The 16,841-nt window shown below is 46.4% G+C and carries 12 protein-coding genes and 1 pseudogene; 7 read left to right on the top strand and 6 right to left on the bottom strand.

Annotation, left to right across the window (positions count from 1 at the left end):
• Position 1: 1 nt before the first annotated feature.
• Together NSU00_RS02645 and NSU00_RS02640 are read right to left on the bottom strand one after the other, a co-directional pair.
• A pseudogene (locus NSU00_RS02645) lies at positions 2-1,530 on the bottom strand (IS5 family transposase).
• Positions 1,531-1,842: 312 nt separating this feature from the next.
• Complete coding sequence (locus NSU00_RS02640; protein WP_118499514.1) at positions 1,843-2,988, bottom strand: IscS subfamily cysteine desulfurase; 1,146 nt, start codon at positions 2,986-2,988, stop codon at positions 1,843-1,845.
• 83 nt (positions 2,989-3,071) lie between these two features.
• Here NSU00_RS02640 and nadB point away from each other — a divergent pair, with 83 nt between their 5' ends.
• Genes nadB through nadA form a run of 3 tightly spaced genes read left to right on the top strand, consistent with a single transcriptional unit; the run spans position 3,072 to position 6,578 of the window.
• Entirely contained in the window at positions 3,072-4,664 is a 1,593-nt protein-coding gene (nadB, locus tag NSU00_RS02635; protein ID WP_340703371.1) for an L-aspartate oxidase, read from the top strand.
• Entirely contained in the window at positions 4,633-5,484 is an 852-nt protein-coding gene (gene nadC / locus NSU00_RS02630) for a carboxylating nicotinate-nucleotide diphosphorylase (RefSeq protein WP_035191137.1), read from the top strand. The genes nadB and nadC overlap by 32 nt, the downstream gene beginning before the upstream one ends.
• A complete protein-coding gene (nadA, locus tag NSU00_RS02625) occupies positions 5,481-6,578 on the top strand; it encodes a quinolinate synthase NadA (RefSeq protein ID WP_340703370.1) in 1,098 nt (365 codons plus the stop codon). Before nadC ends, nadA begins: the two co-directional genes overlap by 4 nt.
• Positions 6,579-6,725: 147 nt before the next feature.
• Here nadA and NSU00_RS02620 read toward each other — a convergent pair whose 3' ends face one another.
• Positions 6,726-7,898, bottom strand: a complete 1,173-nt coding sequence (locus tag NSU00_RS02620; protein ID WP_014096115.1) for an ROK family transcriptional regulator — start codon at positions 7,896-7,898, stop codon at positions 6,726-6,728.
• Positions 7,899-8,106: 208 nt separating this feature from the next.
• Between NSU00_RS02620 and xylA the strand changes: the two genes are divergently transcribed.
• From xylA to NSU00_RS02600, 4 genes are all read left to right on the top strand, one after another.
• A complete protein-coding gene (xylA, locus tag NSU00_RS02615; protein WP_026104657.1) occupies positions 8,107-9,441 on the top strand; it encodes a xylose isomerase in 1,335 nt (444 codons plus the stop codon).
• A 59-nt stretch (positions 9,442-9,500) separates the two neighbouring features.
• A complete protein-coding gene (gene xylB / locus NSU00_RS02610) occupies positions 9,501-11,036 on the top strand; it encodes a xylulokinase (protein WP_340703369.1) in 1,536 nt (511 codons plus the stop codon).
• Positions 11,026-12,405, top strand: coding sequence for a sugar porter family MFS transporter (locus tag NSU00_RS02605; RefSeq protein WP_014096118.1), 1,380 nt, complete (start codon positions 11,026-11,028; stop codon positions 12,403-12,405). Before xylB ends, NSU00_RS02605 begins: the two co-directional genes overlap by 11 nt.
• Before the next feature lie 286 nt (positions 12,406-12,691).
• Complete coding sequence (locus NSU00_RS02600) at positions 12,692-13,774, top strand: iron-containing alcohol dehydrogenase family protein (RefSeq protein ID WP_340703367.1); 1,083 nt, start codon at positions 12,692-12,694, stop codon at positions 13,772-13,774.
• Positions 13,775-13,977: 203 nt separating this feature from the next.
• Here the strand turns inward: NSU00_RS02600 and NSU00_RS02595 are convergent, their stop codons facing one another.
• From NSU00_RS02595 to NSU00_RS02585, 3 genes are all read right to left on the bottom strand, one after another.
• A complete protein-coding gene (locus NSU00_RS02595; protein ID WP_013858399.1) occupies positions 13,978-14,142 on the bottom strand; it encodes a hypothetical protein in 165 nt (54 codons plus the stop codon).
• Between the two features lie 133 nt (positions 14,143-14,275).
• Complete coding sequence (locus tag NSU00_RS02590; RefSeq protein WP_029142396.1) at positions 14,276-15,250, bottom strand: Rpn family recombination-promoting nuclease/putative transposase; 975 nt, start codon at positions 15,248-15,250, stop codon at positions 14,276-14,278.
• Complete coding sequence (locus NSU00_RS02585; protein WP_340703366.1) at positions 15,195-16,772, bottom strand: YifB family Mg chelatase-like AAA ATPase; 1,578 nt, start codon at positions 16,770-16,772, stop codon at positions 15,195-15,197. The genes NSU00_RS02590 and NSU00_RS02585 overlap by 56 nt, the downstream gene beginning before the upstream one ends.
• Positions 16,773-16,841 lie beyond the last annotated feature (69 nt).

The raw sequence follows: 16,841 nt of genomic DNA, 5'->3' as shown, positions 1-16,841 counted from the left end.
GTCAGATACAAGCCAAATTTCGATTATCAAAATATAAAATAGTGTTGTGTAAAAATTTCAAAAAAAGAACCCTGAGCTTGCGCTCCAGATTCAGTATGAGGAATTGAAGGGCTACTACTGTTTCGCTGGTCTCCTGAAGGCGTGCTCGAATAAGGCCCAGCCCATACTTGCGCTTGCCTTCGCCAAATTTGCCTTCAACGGCATTACGTTCAGAGGCATCCTGCCTTGCGACGCGTTCCAAGGTTTTGTCTTCCGTTCTGGATGGGCGTCCTAACCTTGGCCCACTCAGACGAATGCCAAGAGATTTGCAGTATGCCAGATTATTACGGTTTCGGTAAATTTTATCTGCCAAGATCGCTTCCGGATAAAATCCGAACCGGTTGTAGTAGTTTTCAACAGATTCCTTGAGAGTGGTCCCTTCATTGTAATTTTCCCAGTCGAGGTGCTCAATCAAGGCATAACCATCTACGACACTGATGGCGACTTTTGAACCGAACTCCACGTTCGCTTTTGCCTTGCCGCGCACAATTGGACGGACATGTGGCTGGGAAATGCTTACAATCCGGTGGTCAACCCGGTGTGTTTTCTTTTTGTACATTTCTGCCTGTTGGCGGTAAAGTTCATGAATCACGAGAAGTTGCCTGTATTCATCTTTGCTTAAAAGAGACAGAGAGCTTTGGGAAACAAGATTTTTAATGATCTCCAGATCTCGTTTCACATATCCGAGCTGTTTGCCTACAGCTTTCCGGATTTTCCGGGCGCCAGCTTTACGTTGCTTAGCGACAGAAAGATAGTCCTTGCGGGCTCTTTTTCTGTAGGTCCGTGGCTTACGTAATTTCCCTTTGTGTGGTTCATGCAGGACATCAATGATATGTTCCAATTTCTCACGGGCTTCGTTCAACAACCCGAGGTCTGTAGGGTAAGCAATATCAGCCGGTGCACAGGTTGCGTCCAAAATGAGCTTTCCTTTGTTCTGCGTTTTAGGAGAGACCGATTCAGTTGAGTCTCTTCCGAAGCAGGACCAGAAGGTTAATGATCACCACTACCATGATCGTCATCAACGTCATCATCATTGTCGTCGTGATGATCATCATCGTTGCTCTTTTCCTCTTCCAATTGACGTTTTTGTTCTTCCAGAACGATCCATTCATTCAGTTCGTTGATGATATTTGCGCCCAAACGTTTTCTAAAACGAGTCATCAGAGAATGGTCGAATGGGGCTTTTTCCTGGAATTCAGGCAAGCCGATAAAATACTGAAGATACGGGTTTTCTGTGATCTGTTCGACTGTTTCCCGGTCAGACAGCCCAAGCCGTTCTTTGATATAAAGAGCCCCAAGAGCGATTCTGACAGAATAAGCCTTTTCGCCTTTGAATTTCTTCTTGAAGGACTTGGCATACTTTTCTTCGGCCATCCACCAAGGAATCATTTCAGCAAGACGGACCCAGCGATTTTCTTTATTTCATTTCCCACCGAATGGTAGAAAAAAATCATCTACAAAAGTTAATTGATGTTCGGTCTTTTTGTACATCGTAACAGCCTCCAAGTGCAAGGTTTTTTACGTGTTTCCTTTGAAATCCTTACACTTTATATTCGACAAAAGTAGCCAAAATCCTTGTCAAATCTGGAATTTTTGCTTATTCAGCAAGCCCTATTTAAATTATTACATATTTAGCCGCATTTTTGGGGGGGATAGTTAAATTATCACGAAAAATTTTTACTCCTCAGAACTGATTGCAATTTTATATATTTTTCTTAGCTGTTTCATCCTCTTTCCGTCTTGCCAACTGCTTGAAACACAAGCCACTCCCAAATCCATCTTTATATATAATCCCCGCCGGATTCAACGGGCAAACAGGTCTTGCATAGCGGTTCCGGCACTGTGCGCAGCCGCAATCTTTTTTAATGTTTCTCCGAGTGACAGGATCTCCTCTTTTGTTGTATGGCGCCCAAAGGAAATTCTGAAAAACTGATCCATTGCTTCCTCCGCGTATCCCATTGCTTCAACTGCTTTGCTCCCGCCTTCATGATGTTCCTGGCAGGCGCTCCCGGTTGAGATCGCAAATCCCGCTTTGTTGCACTCCAATAAAACAAGCTGCCCTTGAACCCCTGGAATCATACCGCCGACGATGGAAGGAAGCTGCATCGCCCGTTCCCCCTCTATAAAAACAACCGTCCCACCGGATGCCTCTTTTAACGCGGTCCGGTACTCCCAGTCCCGCTCACTTTCTATCAAAATCTCCTCGGCAGCCGCAGCAAATCCGGCAATGCCAGGCACATTCACTGTCCCGCCGCGGAACCCCTTTTCATGGGAAAGGTACGGAAAAACGGGGGCGATGACGCAAGAGGGGTGAATGTATACTGCCCCGACCCCTTTTGGCCCGTGGATTTTGTGTGAAGAGAGGGTAATGCTGTCGACATAAGGGATCATGCGTGCTACATCTGCTTTGCCAAATGACTGCACACAATCGGAATGAAACAGGATCCCCCGCCTTCTTACCATCAGGGAAATTTCCTCAATGGGCTGGATGGTGCCGATTTCCTGGTTAATATGCTGAACCGAAACAAGCACCGTGTCCGGCCGGATCGCTGCTTCAAGCTTCTTTAAATCCACCGTCCCTTTTTCCGTAAACGGGAGCCTTGTCACTTCAAATCCCAGCCTTTCCAAAAATCCGAGCGCTGAATGGACGGACGCATGCTCCGCCATCGACGAAATGATATGTTTCCCCCTTCCGGAAGCTCCCATTGCAAGCGAAACAATCGCCAATAAATTCCCCTCCGTGCCACCTGAAGTAAAATACAGCCCTTCAGCCGGTACGCCGAGATAACCGCTGATCAAGCCCCGCGATTTTTCAAGCACCGCCCGCGCATCCGTCCCGATGTCATGCAGGCTTTCACTGTTTCCGTAAAAAGATTCGGCTGCTTCCATAAATGTCTCCCGTGCCCGTTCGCTCATTTTTGTCGTTGCCGCATAATCAAAATAAAACATGGCTGGCCTCCTAAAAAGTACTTGTATTCAGTTTAATTTTGTGCAAAGATAGGTGTCAAGACAGATGTAAAGTAGGGAGACGGATGAAAGAAAAAATATGTATCTTGGGAAGCGGGATTGCCGCCCTGCAATTGGCCGTGCACCTGGACAGCCGCTACGATGTGACGATCATTACAAAGTCGCAAACAAAGACGAGCAATTCCTACAAAGCACAAGGCGGGATCGCAGCCGTCCTCTCGCCGGAAGACCGTTTTGAATTCCATGTGAAAGACACAATCCGGGCGGGTTGCCGGCACCATAATGAAAAAGAAGTGGAAAAATTGGTGAAAGAGGGTGCGGCCGTAGTAGAAGAACTCGTAAAAAGCGGGCTTCCCGCAGACAGGCGGCCGGACGGCGGGCTTGATTTAGGGCTTGAAGGCGCACATACAGTGCACCGTATTCTCCACTGCGGCGGCGATGCAACCGGAAAATTTGTCATTCAGCATCTTCTCGGGCAACTTGGAAAAAGCGTCCGGATTATCGAACATGAGCTGGCGTTTGAACTCATGGTATCCGCAGAAACAGGACGCGTAACCGGTGTAAAAACAAAAACGGCCGACGGCAACATCCGCCACTATTTTTCCGATCATACCGTGATCGCAACCGGCGGGCTTGGGAGCTTGTATCCTTTCACCTCCAACCACCCGGAAATCATCGGCGACGGGATTGCAATGGCATACCGGGCCGGCGCGGAACTTGCAGATATGGAGTTCGTCCAGTTCCACCCGACATTATTGTATGCGGAAGGCCGCGCGAAAGGCCTTGTGTCCGAAGCCGTCCGCGGAGAGGGTGCAGTGCTTGTGGATGAAAACGGATCGCCTGTCATGGCGGGCGTCCACCCGTTAAAAGACCTGGCTCCCAGGCATGTGGTCGCCCACCAAATCCATCAGACGATTCATAGCGGAAAGAAAGTTTTTCTAGACATCCGTAAAATCAAAAACTTTGAAAAAAGGTTCCCGACCATTTCCCGGATTTGCCGGGAAAGCGGCATTGATATCCATTCCGGCCTGTTGCCTATTGTCCCGGGCAGCCATTTCTTTATGGGCGGCATCGTAGTAGATACATACGGGAGAACAACGGTAAACGGGCTGTATGCAATCGGGGAAGCAGCAGCAAGCGGCGTGCACGGTGCAAACCGGCTCGCCAGCAATTCGCTTTTGGAAGGGCTCGTATTCGGCAAACGGCTCGCAGCATTTTTAAATGCATTGGAACCTGAAGCAGCGGGCGGCGAAACAGCGGAAATCGCCCGCCCTCCTTTAAATCCGGAAATCGCCCGCCGGCTGGACACCGTGACATTGAAGAAAAAAATGATGGAGAATGCCGGCGTGATCCGCTCAGAAACCGGGTTGCGGCATCTTTTGCAGTGGCTCGAAGCACGTGGGGCTGATACGTTTTCCGCTTTTTCACTCGGCCATCTTGCAAAGGAAGAAATGGAAAAAGTCTTTATGTTTACCAACAGCTTGCTCATCACACAATCGGCGCTTTGCCGGAAAGAATCGCGCGGCGCCCATATCCGCGCCGATTACCCGGATGAAAGCAGCGGCTGGCAGGGTGTCCATCTCATTCATGCAAAAAACAAAGGCTTAATCACACGGAGGGGACTTTATGAACAAGCTCCAACTTCAATCCATGCTTAAACATTTTTTCATGGAAGACATTGGGGAAGGCGATATCAATACGGAATATATTTTTTCGCCGGATCAGCCGGGCAAATTAACGTTTATTGCAAAACAAAACGGGATTTTCTGTGGAAAGGATGTGATAGAAGAAGGTTTCCGCATTCTGGACGGTACGGTGAGACCGCGTATTTTTCCCAGGGATGGCGCCCGGATTGAAAAAGGGGCAGCTATTGCGGAAATTCGCGGCCCCATTGTAAGCCTCCTTTCCGGAGAGCGGGTAATCCTGAATCTCATCCAGCGCATGTCGGGCATTGCAACAACCACAAACGCAGCAGTCCGCGAGACGGAAGGCACCCACGCAAAGATTTGCGATACAAGAAAGACAACCCCCGGCCTCCGGATGCTTGAAAAATACGCCGTCAAAGCAGGCGGCGGATTCAACCACCGGCGCGGGCTGTACGACTGTGTCATGCTGAAAGACAACCATATCGCATTTGCCGGCAGCATCACAAAAGCCGTGGAAACAGTGAAAGCATCCATCGGGCATACCGTAAAAATTGAAGTCGAAATTGAAACAAAGGACCATCTGCTTGAGGCTGTCCGTGCCGGTGCCGACATCATCATGTTTGACAACCGCACACCGGAAGAAATCTGCGAATGGCTGCCGCTCGTGCCGCCCCATATTGCGACGGAAGCATCAGGCGGCATCACAATGGAAAATATCCGGAGCTATGCTGAAACCGGCGTCGATTGGATCTCGCTCGGATTTTTGACCCATTCCTATCAAATACTTGATATCAGTGCAATCGTGGAAAATACGAAGGAGGTTGCTTTATGAGCCTGCTGGAAACGTTACAGCTTACGACTTTGCCGGAAAAATATCAGTCCCTTACGCAAGAAGAAATGGAAAACCGGGTTTGGGACATCAAAAAAGAAATGGGTGCGCAACTTTTCCTCCCGTGCCACCACTACCAGCGTGAAGAAGTATACCAGTTTGCCGATGCAGCCGGTGATTCGCTGCAGCTCGCGCAAATTTCGGCAAAAAACCGCAATGCCAAATACATTGTGTTTTGCGGTGTACATTTTATGGCGGAAACGGCGGATATGTTAACATCGGCGGAACAAACCGTCATTCTCCCCGACATGCGCGCAGGCTGCTCGATGGCAGACATGGCCGACATCCACCAGACGGAACGGGCATGGGATATGTTGCAATCTTTGTTCGGGGATACGATGCTGCCCCTTACCTATGTCAACTCCACAGCAGCGATAAAAGCATTTGTCGGGCGCAACGGCGGGGCAACCGTTACCTCTTCAAATGCGAAAAAAATGGTCAAGTGGGCCTTCACCCAGAAAGAACGGGTTTTCTTTTTACCAGACCAGCATCTCGGCCGAAACACTGCATTTGATTTGGGCGTGGAACTCGCAGATATGGCAGTCTGGGACCCGATCCGGAACGAACTTATCTACGAAGGCGCGCTGGAAAATGTGAAAGTCATTTTATGGAAAGGGCACTGCTCCGTGCACGAGCACTTTACCATCAAAAATATCGAATTCGTGCGCGCGAAATATCCGGATATGCAAATCATTGTCCATCCAGAATGTGCGCATGAAGTGGTTGCCCTGTCAGATTTCAGCGGCTCCACAAAATACATCATTGATACGATTGAAAACGCGCCGGCCGGGAGCGCCTGGGCAATTGGCACTGAAATGAACCTGGTGCAGCGCCTGATCAAAAATCATCCGGATAAAAAGATTATTTCGTTAAATCCGGTCATGTGCCCGTGCCTGACCATGAACCGGATCGACCTGCCGCATCTTTTATGGTCGCTGGAAAATATTGTCGAGGGCAAAGAAACAAACGTGATCAAAGTAGAGGAAAACACAGCGCGGGATGCGGTTTTGGCGTTAGAGCGGATGTTAAAACTTTGATGATGCTGGTTTCGGATTGATGCATGCTTAGACTCAGGGGTCCAGAGAGCCCCTTTTTGTCTTTTTGGTGGTTTGCACGTGGGCGCTCCGCATCTTTTTCTTTTATGGCCTAGCTTTAACATGAACACCAGGTTACCTGCAGCATCCTTAATTCCCGTAAAGCTCTTCCGACTCCATCAAAAAATGATGGACAATAAAAGCCGCAGCCCCAACTGCTGTCGCATTCCGATGCAACTGCGACAAATAAATTCGATGGTTCTGCCGGACATATTTTGACACTCTGGATGCAATCGTACTTTGTATAGAATTTAAAATGGTCGGGTTTTCCTGAATTAAATTACTGCGAAGCACAATCGCCTCGGGGTTAAAGGTATTGATAATATTCGTAAGGCCGATTCCTAAAAAGTACCCCAGCTTATCCAATTCCCGTAGTGTTTCACCATCATTTTCCTTTACCCAATTCGTCACTTCTTCCAAAGTAATCCGGCGTTTGTTTTTTACTAAGCACAGTTGATCATAAAAAGCTTTTTCGGATGCATAAAGTTCCCAGCAACCTTTATTGCCGCAGCCGCACTGCCTGCCGTTAAAGTCAATCGACATATGCCCCATTTCACCGGAAAAGCCTTCTTTTCCGCGATACAGTTCATCATTAACAATGATACCAAGCCCAATACCAATGCCAATACTGACATATATGCCATTTTTGCATCCTTTCAAGATGCCAAACAATTTTTCGCCGTATGCCCCGGCATTTGCCTCATTGTCCACCAAAACAGGACAATCAAAATGGGTTTGCAGCAAGCCTTTTAAATCCACATCCCGCCAGCCGGAATTCGGTGTAAACAGCACATTCTGTTGCATATCGACAAATCCGTGAACGCCCGCGCCAATGCCAATAATACCGTACGGGGAAGACGACACTTTACTTGCAACAAGCCGGATTCTTTCAATAATTACCGGCTTTATCATCTCAAAAGAAGGATCTTCAATTTCACAGTAATCACTGTAAATCATGTTTCCGTCCAAATCAGTAAGCACTGTTAAAATATATGTCACACCAATATCCACGCCAATAGCATAACCGGCTTTTTCATTAAATACTAGCATAACCGGCTTTCTTCCACCGCTCGACAAGCCAGTGCCCACTTCTTTCACAAGCTTCTTTTCTATCAAAAACGATACCTGGGAAGAAATCGTTGCTTTATTTAATTTCGTAATTTTTGCTAATTTGGCACGGGAAATTTGCTCATGTTTCATCAACTCGTTCAAAATCACCCGCTGGTTTTGATTTTTAATAAAACTTTGGTCCGCTATGTGCATGTTGTAATATCTCTCCATTCGTAAAGGCACTAAACAAACATTATCGGTTTTTATCATTATATCAAAAATTTTTCTTAAAAATTGGTTGTTTTTTTAAAAAGACCGTGCTACTATGAACATGTACTTAGTTTAACCGTTAAACAAACAAAGTGCTATTTTTCTAGGGCCCTATGTATACGCTTGCAATGAATGATAGGAGGGGACAATGATGGCATATTTTCCAAATGTCAGCAAAATCACTTATTCTGGCAAACAATTGAAAAGCGGTCTTTCATTTAATCATTACAATCCGAAAGAACTCGTTGGTGGAAAAACGATGGAAGAACAGCTTCGATTCTCAGTCGCATTCTGGCACACCTTTACTGAAAGCGGTACCGATCCGTTTGGCGCAGGCTCCAAGATCCGCCCGTGGGATCGCTTCACAGGCATGGATCTTGCCAAAGCAAGAGTAGAAGCAGCATTTGAATTTTTTGAAAAACTAGGTAACCCTTATTTCTGCTTTCATGACCGCGATATTGCTCCTGAAGGCGATACATTAAGGGAAACAAATAAAAATCTGGACGTCATCGTTGCCATGATTAAAGATTATATGAAAACAAGCAAAGTAAAACTCTTATGGAATACAGCCAATATGTTCACAAATCCACGTTTTGTCCACGGTGCAGCTAGCTCTTGCAACGCAGATGTTTTCGCGTACGCAGCCGCCCAAGTGAAAAAAGGGCTTGAAGTCGGGAAAGAACTGGGCGCTGAAAACTATGTATTTTGGGGCGGCCGGGAAGGCTATGAAACTTTGTTAAATACAGATTTGAAGCTGGAACAGGACAACCTGGCACGGTTCTTCCATATGGCCGTTGATTACGCGAAAGAAATCGGATTTGATGCTCAGTTCTTGCTTGAGCCGAAACCGAAAGAACCGACAAAACATCAATATGATTTTGATGCTGCTACGACTATTGCATTCTTAAAAACTTACGATTTGGATCAACACTTCAAGCTGAATCTTGAAGCAAATCATGCCACTTTGGCCGGCCATACGTTTGAACATGAAATCCGGGTTGCGCGTACCCACGGCTTGCTTGGCTCTTTGGATGCGAACCAGGGTGATCCGCTGCTCGGCTGGGATACAGATGAATTCCCGACAGATCTCTATTCCACCACGCTTGCGATGTATGAAGTATTGAAAAACGGCGGACTTGGCAGGGGCGGATTGAACTTTGATGCGAAAACACGCCGCGCCTCGTTCACGGACGAAGATCTGTTTTATGCCCATATTGCCGGTATGGACAGCTTTGCCCTTGGATTAAAAGTAGCGAACCGGCTGATTGAAGACCGGGTATTTGATGCCTTTATCGAAGAACGGTACAGCAGTTATAAAGAAGGCATCGGCGCCGATATCGTTTCCGGCAAAGCTGATTTTAAATCACTTGAAAATTATATTCTTGATAAAAAAGAAATTATAAACCAATCTGGCCGCCTGGAACAACTGAAAAATACGCTGAACCATTATATTGTGCAAGAAGCCTATCAAAGTGTAAATGCATAAAATTCCGAACCGGCCTGCCTGGATGAAGGCCGGCCGGTTTATTCAATGGGGAGATTAAGATGAAATATGCAATCGGTGTCGATCTTGGGACAAGTTCTGTTAAAGTATTACTTGTTGACCAAAACGGACAGGTGGTTTCATCTGTTTCTAAATCCTATCCGTTAATGCAGCCGCACCCGGGTTACAGCGAACAGGATCCGGAACAGTGGGTCGAAAAAACGATTCAAGCTTTGAAAGAACTAACGGAAAAATCCGGGGTACCCCGCGATGAAATTGAAGGGCTCAGTTTTTCTGGCCAAATGCACGGGCTTGTGCTGCTGGACGAAAATCTGCAAGTCATCCGCAATGCCATTCTTTGGAATGACACAAGAACAACGGAACAATGCAAAAAAATCGATCAAGTACTGGGTGGTAAGCTGCTGGAAATAACAAAAAACCCGGCTTTGGAAGGATTTACACTCCCGAAGATGCTTTGGATCCAGCAGTACGAACCGGAAAATTTCCGGAAAACGCGTGTCTTTCTCCTGCCAAAAGATTATCTTCGTTATCGGTTAACCGGAACGATTGGCATGGATTACTCGGATGCAGCGGGCACCCTGTTGTTAGATATCGTTAATCAGTCGTGGAGCACGGATATTTTGCGCACATTTGACATCCCGGCCGGCATTTGCCCGCCGCTTGTTGAGACGGAAGCAGAAGTCGGCACATTATTGCCGGACATCGCTGCGACGTGCGGTCTTTCTCATGCGACCAAAGTGTTTGCCGGTGGGGCGGACAATGCCTGCGGTGCAATTGGCGCCGGCATTTTAGAAGAAGGCAAAGCACTTTGCAGCATTGGCACATCCGGTGTATTCCTTTCATATGAATCAGACAGCAATAAAAACTTTGGCGGCAAAGTGCATCTTTTTAATCATGGACAGAAAGATGCTTACTATACAATGGGCGTTACACTCGCCGCCGGATACAGTCTGTCCTGGTTTAAGGATACATTCGCAAAAGGCGAAGATTTTGCAACATTGCTGGAAGAAGCCGCGCATTCTTCGATCGGGGCAAACGGCCTGCTTTTCACGCCGTTTATTGCCGGGGAAAGAACGCCCTATGCCGATGCAAAAATCCGCGGCACTTTTACAGGCATTGACAGTTCACACACCAGGCGGGATTTTACCCGTGCAGTGATGGAAGGTATTGCCTTCTCTATCAATGAAAGTGTTGAAATTTTTCGGAACTATGGCAAGAACATCGATACCGTGGTATCCATCGGCGGCGGTGCGAAAAGTGACCTGTGGCTGCAAATTCAGGCTGATATTTTTCAAGCAAAAGTTATCAAACTTCAGAATGAACAAGGTCCCGGGATGGGCGCCGCCATGATTGCAGCAAGCGGATTGGGATGGTTTTCTTCCCTCAAAGATTGTGCAGCCGCCTTTATCCGGACAGGCCGGACATTTGAGCCAATACCGAAAAACGTCAGCCGTTACCGGGATTTTTATCAGGTTTATAAAGATGTTTATCCGCACACCGTCGCGATCAATCACCAGTTGTTTGATTTAAGAAGAGTAAACGAATCGCGGTTTGGAGGGAAAACAGATGAAATTTAAAATCAATAATGGCTTGATTTACTTTTTTGGCGCTTTGGGCGGATTATTATTTGGATATGATACCGGTGTAATTTCCGGCGCCCTTCTTTTTATCAAAAATGATTTACACCTGACTTCCTGGACAGAAGGAATTGTCGTCAGCTCCATTCTGTTTGGCTGTATGATCGGTGCCGCAATTAGCGGAGCAATGTCTGACAGATGGGGAAGAAAAAAAGTCGTTCTCATCGCAGCATCTGTTTTCTGTATTGGAGCATTAGGTACCGCGTTGGCACCAAATACTGGTGTTTTAATTCTTTTCCGGGTCATATTGGGCCTGGCAGTCGGAAGTGCCTCTACCCTTGTTCCAATGTATTTATCAGAAATGGCACCAACTTCAATCCGCGGTGCATTGTCCAGTTTGAATCAACTGATGATCATGACAGGTATTTTATTGGCTTATATCATTAACTATGTTTTTGCTGCTACAGGAAGCTGGCGCTGGATGCTCGGTTTTGCGCTGATCCCGGGTTTGCTGATGTTAATCGGTATGCTTTTTTTACCAGAAAGCCCACGTTGGCTTTTGAAACAGGGAAAAGAACCTGAAGCAAGAACGATTCTCAATTATATGAGAAAAGGGCACGGCGTTGAAGAAGAAATACGTGAGATCAAGCAAGCAAACGAACTTGAAAAAAATCAGGGCGGTTTTAGTGAAGTAAAACAAGCGTGGGTGCGGCCAGCATTAATTGCCGGCATAGGATTGGCAGTCTTTCAACAGATCATTGGCTGCAATACCGTTCTATATTACGCACCTACCACTTTTACAAACGTCGGGCTAGGAGCATCTGCAGCTATTCTGGGTACAGTAGGCATCGGGATTGTTAACGTGATCATTACAGCTATTGCAGTTCTTATCATCGATAAAGTTGGTAGAAAACCACTTTTATTAATCGGTAATGCCGGTATGTCTCTTGCCTTATTTGTACTGGGGATTGTAAACGCTTTACTTGGCCCGTCAACTGCTGCCAGTTGGACAACGGTGATTTGCCTGGCTGTTTACATTGCATTTTTCTCCCTCAGCTGGGGACCGGTCGTATGGGTGATGCTCTCTGAAATCTTTCCGCTTAAAATTCGCGGCATAGGCATGGGGATTGGCAGTGTTACAAACTGGCTTGCAAACTTAATTGTCTCCTTAACTTTTCCTAAATTGATTGAACAATTTGGCATTTCAACCATGTTTATTATATATGGCATTATGGGTGTTCTGGCGTTCATCTTTGTAACCCGAAAAGTATCCGAGACAAAAGGAAAAAGCCTTGAGCAAATTGAGATTGATCTCAGACAACAAGCTGAGCATAAAAAATTTAACTTTTCTCAATCCATACAAAAATAATTTATTAAACAACGGCTGCATTAGTCAGTCGTTGTTTTGTTGATTAAGCACATCTGTCTTATATGTATAAAGTAATCTCAATCACGTACTCCGTTATCCAAACTTGACTAATCAATGGAGCTGCAATACTTAGTTAAGTTTCTATACCAAAAGATTTCTTGATAACCAGTATCTGTAAAAAATAGAGTTTGTACTTATGACATTTATAAAAAAATTATTGAAATATAATTTATTTAGGCGTAAGCTGGACATACATCAAATTTTTATATCACGGAGGTCCTGTAAAATGCGTCTAAGCCAAGTCATAAGAAGCGGTCCAAACCAATACATATGTGAAGAGGATGCAGCCAAATATTTGGAAGAAAAGCTGGAAGAATTCAAATATCCGGTTGTCATTACCGGGGTAAAATCATTCAAAGCATTTCAAAAATTTGCGTCAATACCGCAAAACTGGCCGATACTCCGGTACGATCATACTGCAAGTGAGAAAAACATGGCAAAACTGGCGGAACAGGCAGGCCGTGCAGATGTCATCGCCGGGATTGGCGGCGGCAAAGTGCTCGATACGGCAAAGGGAACAGCAGAACTGCTCAACTGTGAAGTCGTGCTCGTTCCAACGCTAGCCGGAACGTGTGCCGGTTATACGCCTTTATCCGCTGTTTATCATGAAGACGGCTCATTCAGTCATGTCGCTTATTACAAACGTTCCGCCTTTTTAACCCTGATCGATTTGCGTATTCTCCTGAACGCACCGGCCGAATATTTGCTGGGCGGAATTGGCGATTCTTTAGCCAAATGGTATGAAGCAGAAGGCATCACCCGTTCCATGAAACATTTGCCGGTGATGGTCGAACTCGGCCTCCGCTCCGCAAAAGCGATTTATGAAGGGATCTTGCGCGACAGTGAGCAGGCATTACACGACCGAAACGAAGGGAAGATAACCGACGCTTTCCGCAATATAGTTGAAATTATCATTGGCGCAGCCGGGACAGTCGGCGGCTTTGCCGGCGAATACGGAAGAATGGCTGGGGCCCACGCCATCCATAACGGGCTGTCCTTCCTGCCGGAAACGCATTCCATTCTGCACGGTTCCAAAGTGGCTTACGGCATCCTTGTCCAATTAGCGGCAACAGGCGATATCAATGAAGTGAAAAAACTGCTTCCGTTGTATCAAAAACTCGGTTTTCCTTATAATCTGGATACACTGCATGTGACGGAAAATCATGGCGCGGCCATTGAAAAAGTCGCAGCATATGCCGCAAAACCCGAAGAATCCTTTCGCCTGCTTGGCAGCTTTACGAAGGCGCAAATTGCAAAAGCAATGGAAACAATCGAACAGCTCACGGCTGAAAAGGCTGATATCAAATGATTGGCACGGGCGGCCCCGGAACAAGGCCGCCTTCACCCTGCTTAAATGCAATCCGTTTGTTGCACCATTTTTTCAAAGTTTCCGCCTTTTCTGTTTGCATCACTTTCAATAGAAATGGCCGCCATAGCGGACTTTCATACGGGATCGCGATTTAAAATGCAGTTATGGAGGCAATTAAGCCTGCCAAAAAATTCGATGCCATATTAATCTTCACCCTTACTTGGATCTGCTTCATCCAGAGACAATCTGACCACTTTCGTATATTCACCTTTTGCTATTTCTTCCGGCGTTGCTTTTTGGTCGAGCTCTTCCTGGTCGTCAAGGCCAGTCGCAAGTGTCGGCTCAACACGTCCGTTCTCTTTTTCCACTCTCTCCACATCCTTATTGAAGTGATGCGGCTAGTTTTCCACGGATGCTCATAATTTATGCGATTGCAGCCGATTGCTCGGTTCTATTTTAAAATTTTGAATTTCTTCTTCCGGCAACCCAGTGTAAGTGTATTTATTGATCACACCTAAGTCTGGTTGCTCCGCTCTGTTTCAGCTTTTTCAATTCTTCCTCTGCCAGCCCGGTGTATTTTGCGATTGATGCCAGATCCTGGTTCTCTTCCAGCATTCTTTTGGCAATCCTTAATGCCGCTCTCCTTTCCCCTTCTTTCAACCCCTCTTTCAATCCTTCTTCCTTTCCTTCTTCTTTTCCTTCTTCTTTCCCTTCTTCCTTCCCTTTTTTGTACCCTTTGTCGTAAAAGGAATTTGGCAGGCGCAGGATTTGGTCGGCTTCTTGCGGATCCAGATTTTTAATGCTTGACATCACAAGTTCATCCTCCTTATCCGTTAATTTAAAATAAGAATCAAAAAATCCATAGATGAGTGCCATTCTTGCCGGGTCGAGTTCCATGCGGGCCATCATTCTTAAGAACTCTACTTTTACCTGTACTTTTTCTTTTTTTGTATACCCCATTTTGCTGAGCAGTGCAGCCGCAACGGGATTGTTGCTTCGAATATATTCTTTCCAGTTTTTCCTGATTAAGTGTATGGACATATAACGAAAACGGATGGACTCAAAGTTGCGGATTCTTACGGTGAAAAGAGAAGGAGTTTCCCTGCGTTTATTATAACTGAAAACAGCAATTGGCAAAACCGGCAAGCGATATTTTTCATAAATGCGGGAATAGTAAATAAACATCCGTTCCGGAAATTCCATTTGATAATAAGACTGCGGTTCCACATGGATGAGGACAACCGTGTCTTCCCCTTTTAATTTCAATTTTGCCAAAATATCAATTCTGCGTTGTTCACCAGCTGTGATGTCTGTAAACAGATCCTGCTGGAGGAATTCCACATCAGAAAAGTCCATCCACCGCGCTACTTCCGGGAAAAAGGCTTCCATGAAATCTGCAAAAAAAGTTTGGATAAGTTCTTTAAACAAGCGGTCGTGCGGCAAATACTCCGCTTTTTCTTCCATCATAAGTTGCATATGCATCCACCTTTCTTTTTCCAAAAAGATGATTTCTTTTCATTTGCAATGCCTGCCAGAGCGCGTCTTCTGACAGCTCCCGGCTGCCTTGCAAATCTGAAATCGTCCTTGCCAGCCTGAGAATTTTCATTTGTGCCCGGCTGCTGAAGTTTTCCTTGCTTGCCCACTGCCTCAGCATTAAACTGCTGCTGTTTGCGAGCGGATTTTTTTGTAGAAAGATTTCGTTTGGCACAGTACCGTTACAAACTTCCGCTCCGTACCTTTCGTACTGCCTTTTCCTTGCTTCCGTGACACGGGTTCGGATCTGTTCTGAAGTTTCGTTTATTTTCCCGGATTCTTCCAGTAACGGTACTGTCTCAACCGGCAAAAATATGTCAAAGCGGTCTAACAGCGGTCCGGAAATCCGGTTTTGATAAGCTTGAATTTGTTTTGGCGTGCATGTACAATACGCATGCGGCGACCCAAGATAACCGCATGGGCACAAGTTCATGGCCGCAAGCAAAATAAACCGGGCAGGGTAAGTCACCGTGGAAGCGGCTCTGCTAATGGTTACTTTCCCGTTTTCAAGCGGCTGCCTGAGCATATCAAGCGTTCTTTTTGGAAACTCGGCCATTTCATCGAGAAACAGCACCCCGTGATGGGCTAATGAAATTTCACCCGGATGCGGCCGGGAACCCCCACCGACGAGTGAAACTGCAGATGAAGCGTGATGCGGCGCGCGAAACGGCGGTTTCCGGTGAAATCCCCTTTTCACGTTTGCAAGCTGATAGAGTCCCGCCACTTCAAAAGAAGACGTTTCCGAAAGCGGCGGCAAAATCGAAGGAAAAGCCTCAGCCAGCATACTTTTTCCGCTTCCGGGCGGGCCGTACATTAAAACATTGTGGCTTCCGGCGGCGGCAATCTCCAGTACTTTTTTCGCATGCCGGTGCCCAAGAATCATGCTGAAATCTGCTTCGAATGAATACTCATCTGGTTGCAGCTGCCTCTTTTTCCGGACAGGCGGCAGCTTCTTTCCGGACAATGAATCGAGTACGTCCTTTAAATGCTGGACAAATATAATATCCATCCCGTCCATTTGTGAAAAGGGAAGTTCCGCAGAGGCTGGCAAATACAATCTTTTCATGCCTAATCCCCTTGCTGCCATCACATACGGAAGCATCCCAGCCACTGCCTGAACAGACCCGTCCAGTGAGAGCGCGCCCAAAAAGGCAGTATGATCAGGAATTCTGGCTTGAAAAAAGTGGTTTTCTGCCATCAGCCCGATTGCAATGGGCAGATCAAGTGCAGGACTGTTTTTCCGCTCGTCTGCCGGGGAAAGATTGACAATCGTTTTGCTTTGGAACAGCATACATCCAATCGATGAACATGCACCCCGTATTCGTTCCTTAGATTCTTTCACCGAAGCATCCGGCAACCCGACAATGGTGATCCCGGACCCGCACCCCAACATCATCTGCACTTCGGCATGAACACAATATCCTTCTATTCCCTTTAGGCCAATGCTGCTTATGATGGTTGCCATATTTTCGCACCCCTTCACCCGAACTTACATTCTATAAACAGAATAAAAGATCGTACGTTCGTTGTCAAT

The organism is Weizmannia sp. FSL W8-0401 (assembly GCF_038009125.1).
Lineage (GTDB): Bacteria > Bacillota > Bacilli > Bacillales > Bacillaceae_C > Weizmannia > Weizmannia coagulans.
The sequence above is the reverse complement of the archived record's forward strand: the minus strand, read 5'-3'. Positions and strand labels throughout refer to the sequence as shown.

Bases quoted from the DNA above. Each gene is read 5' to 3' on its own strand.
- nadC (WP_035191137.1), top strand. From the start codon at position 4,633: ATGAACAAGCTCCAACTTCAATCCATGCTTAAACATTTTTTCATGGAA.
- NSU00_RS02600 (WP_340703367.1), top strand. From the start codon at position 12,692: ATGCGTCTAAGCCAAGTCATAAGAAGCGGTCCAAACCAATACATATGT.
- NSU00_RS02605 (WP_014096118.1), top strand. From the start codon at position 11,026: ATGAAATTTAAAATCAATAATGGCTTGATTTACTTTTTTGGCGCTTTG.
- xylA (WP_026104657.1), top strand. From the start codon at position 8,107: ATGGCATATTTTCCAAATGTCAGCAAAATCACTTATTCTGGCAAACAA.
- nadB (WP_340703371.1), top strand. From the start codon at position 3,072: ATGAAAGAAAAAATATGTATCTTGGGAAGCGGGATTGCCGCCCTGCAA.
- NSU00_RS02640 (WP_118499514.1), bottom strand. From the start codon at position 2,988: ATGTTTTATTTTGATTATGCGGCAACGACAAAAATGAGCGAACGGGCA.
- NSU00_RS02585 (WP_340703366.1), bottom strand. From the start codon at position 16,772: ATGGCAACCATCATAAGCAGCATTGGCCTAAAGGGAATAGAAGGATAT.
- NSU00_RS02620 (WP_014096115.1), bottom strand. From the start codon at position 7,898: ATGCACATAGCGGACCAAAGTTTTATTAAAAATCAAAACCAGCGGGTG.
- nadA (WP_340703370.1), top strand. From the start codon at position 5,481: ATGAGCCTGCTGGAAACGTTACAGCTTACGACTTTGCCGGAAAAATAT.
- xylB (WP_340703369.1), top strand. From the start codon at position 9,501: ATGAAATATGCAATCGGTGTCGATCTTGGGACAAGTTCTGTTAAAGTA.
- NSU00_RS02590 (WP_029142396.1), bottom strand. From the start codon at position 15,250: ATGCAACTTATGATGGAAGAAAAAGCGGAGTATTTGCCGCACGACCGC.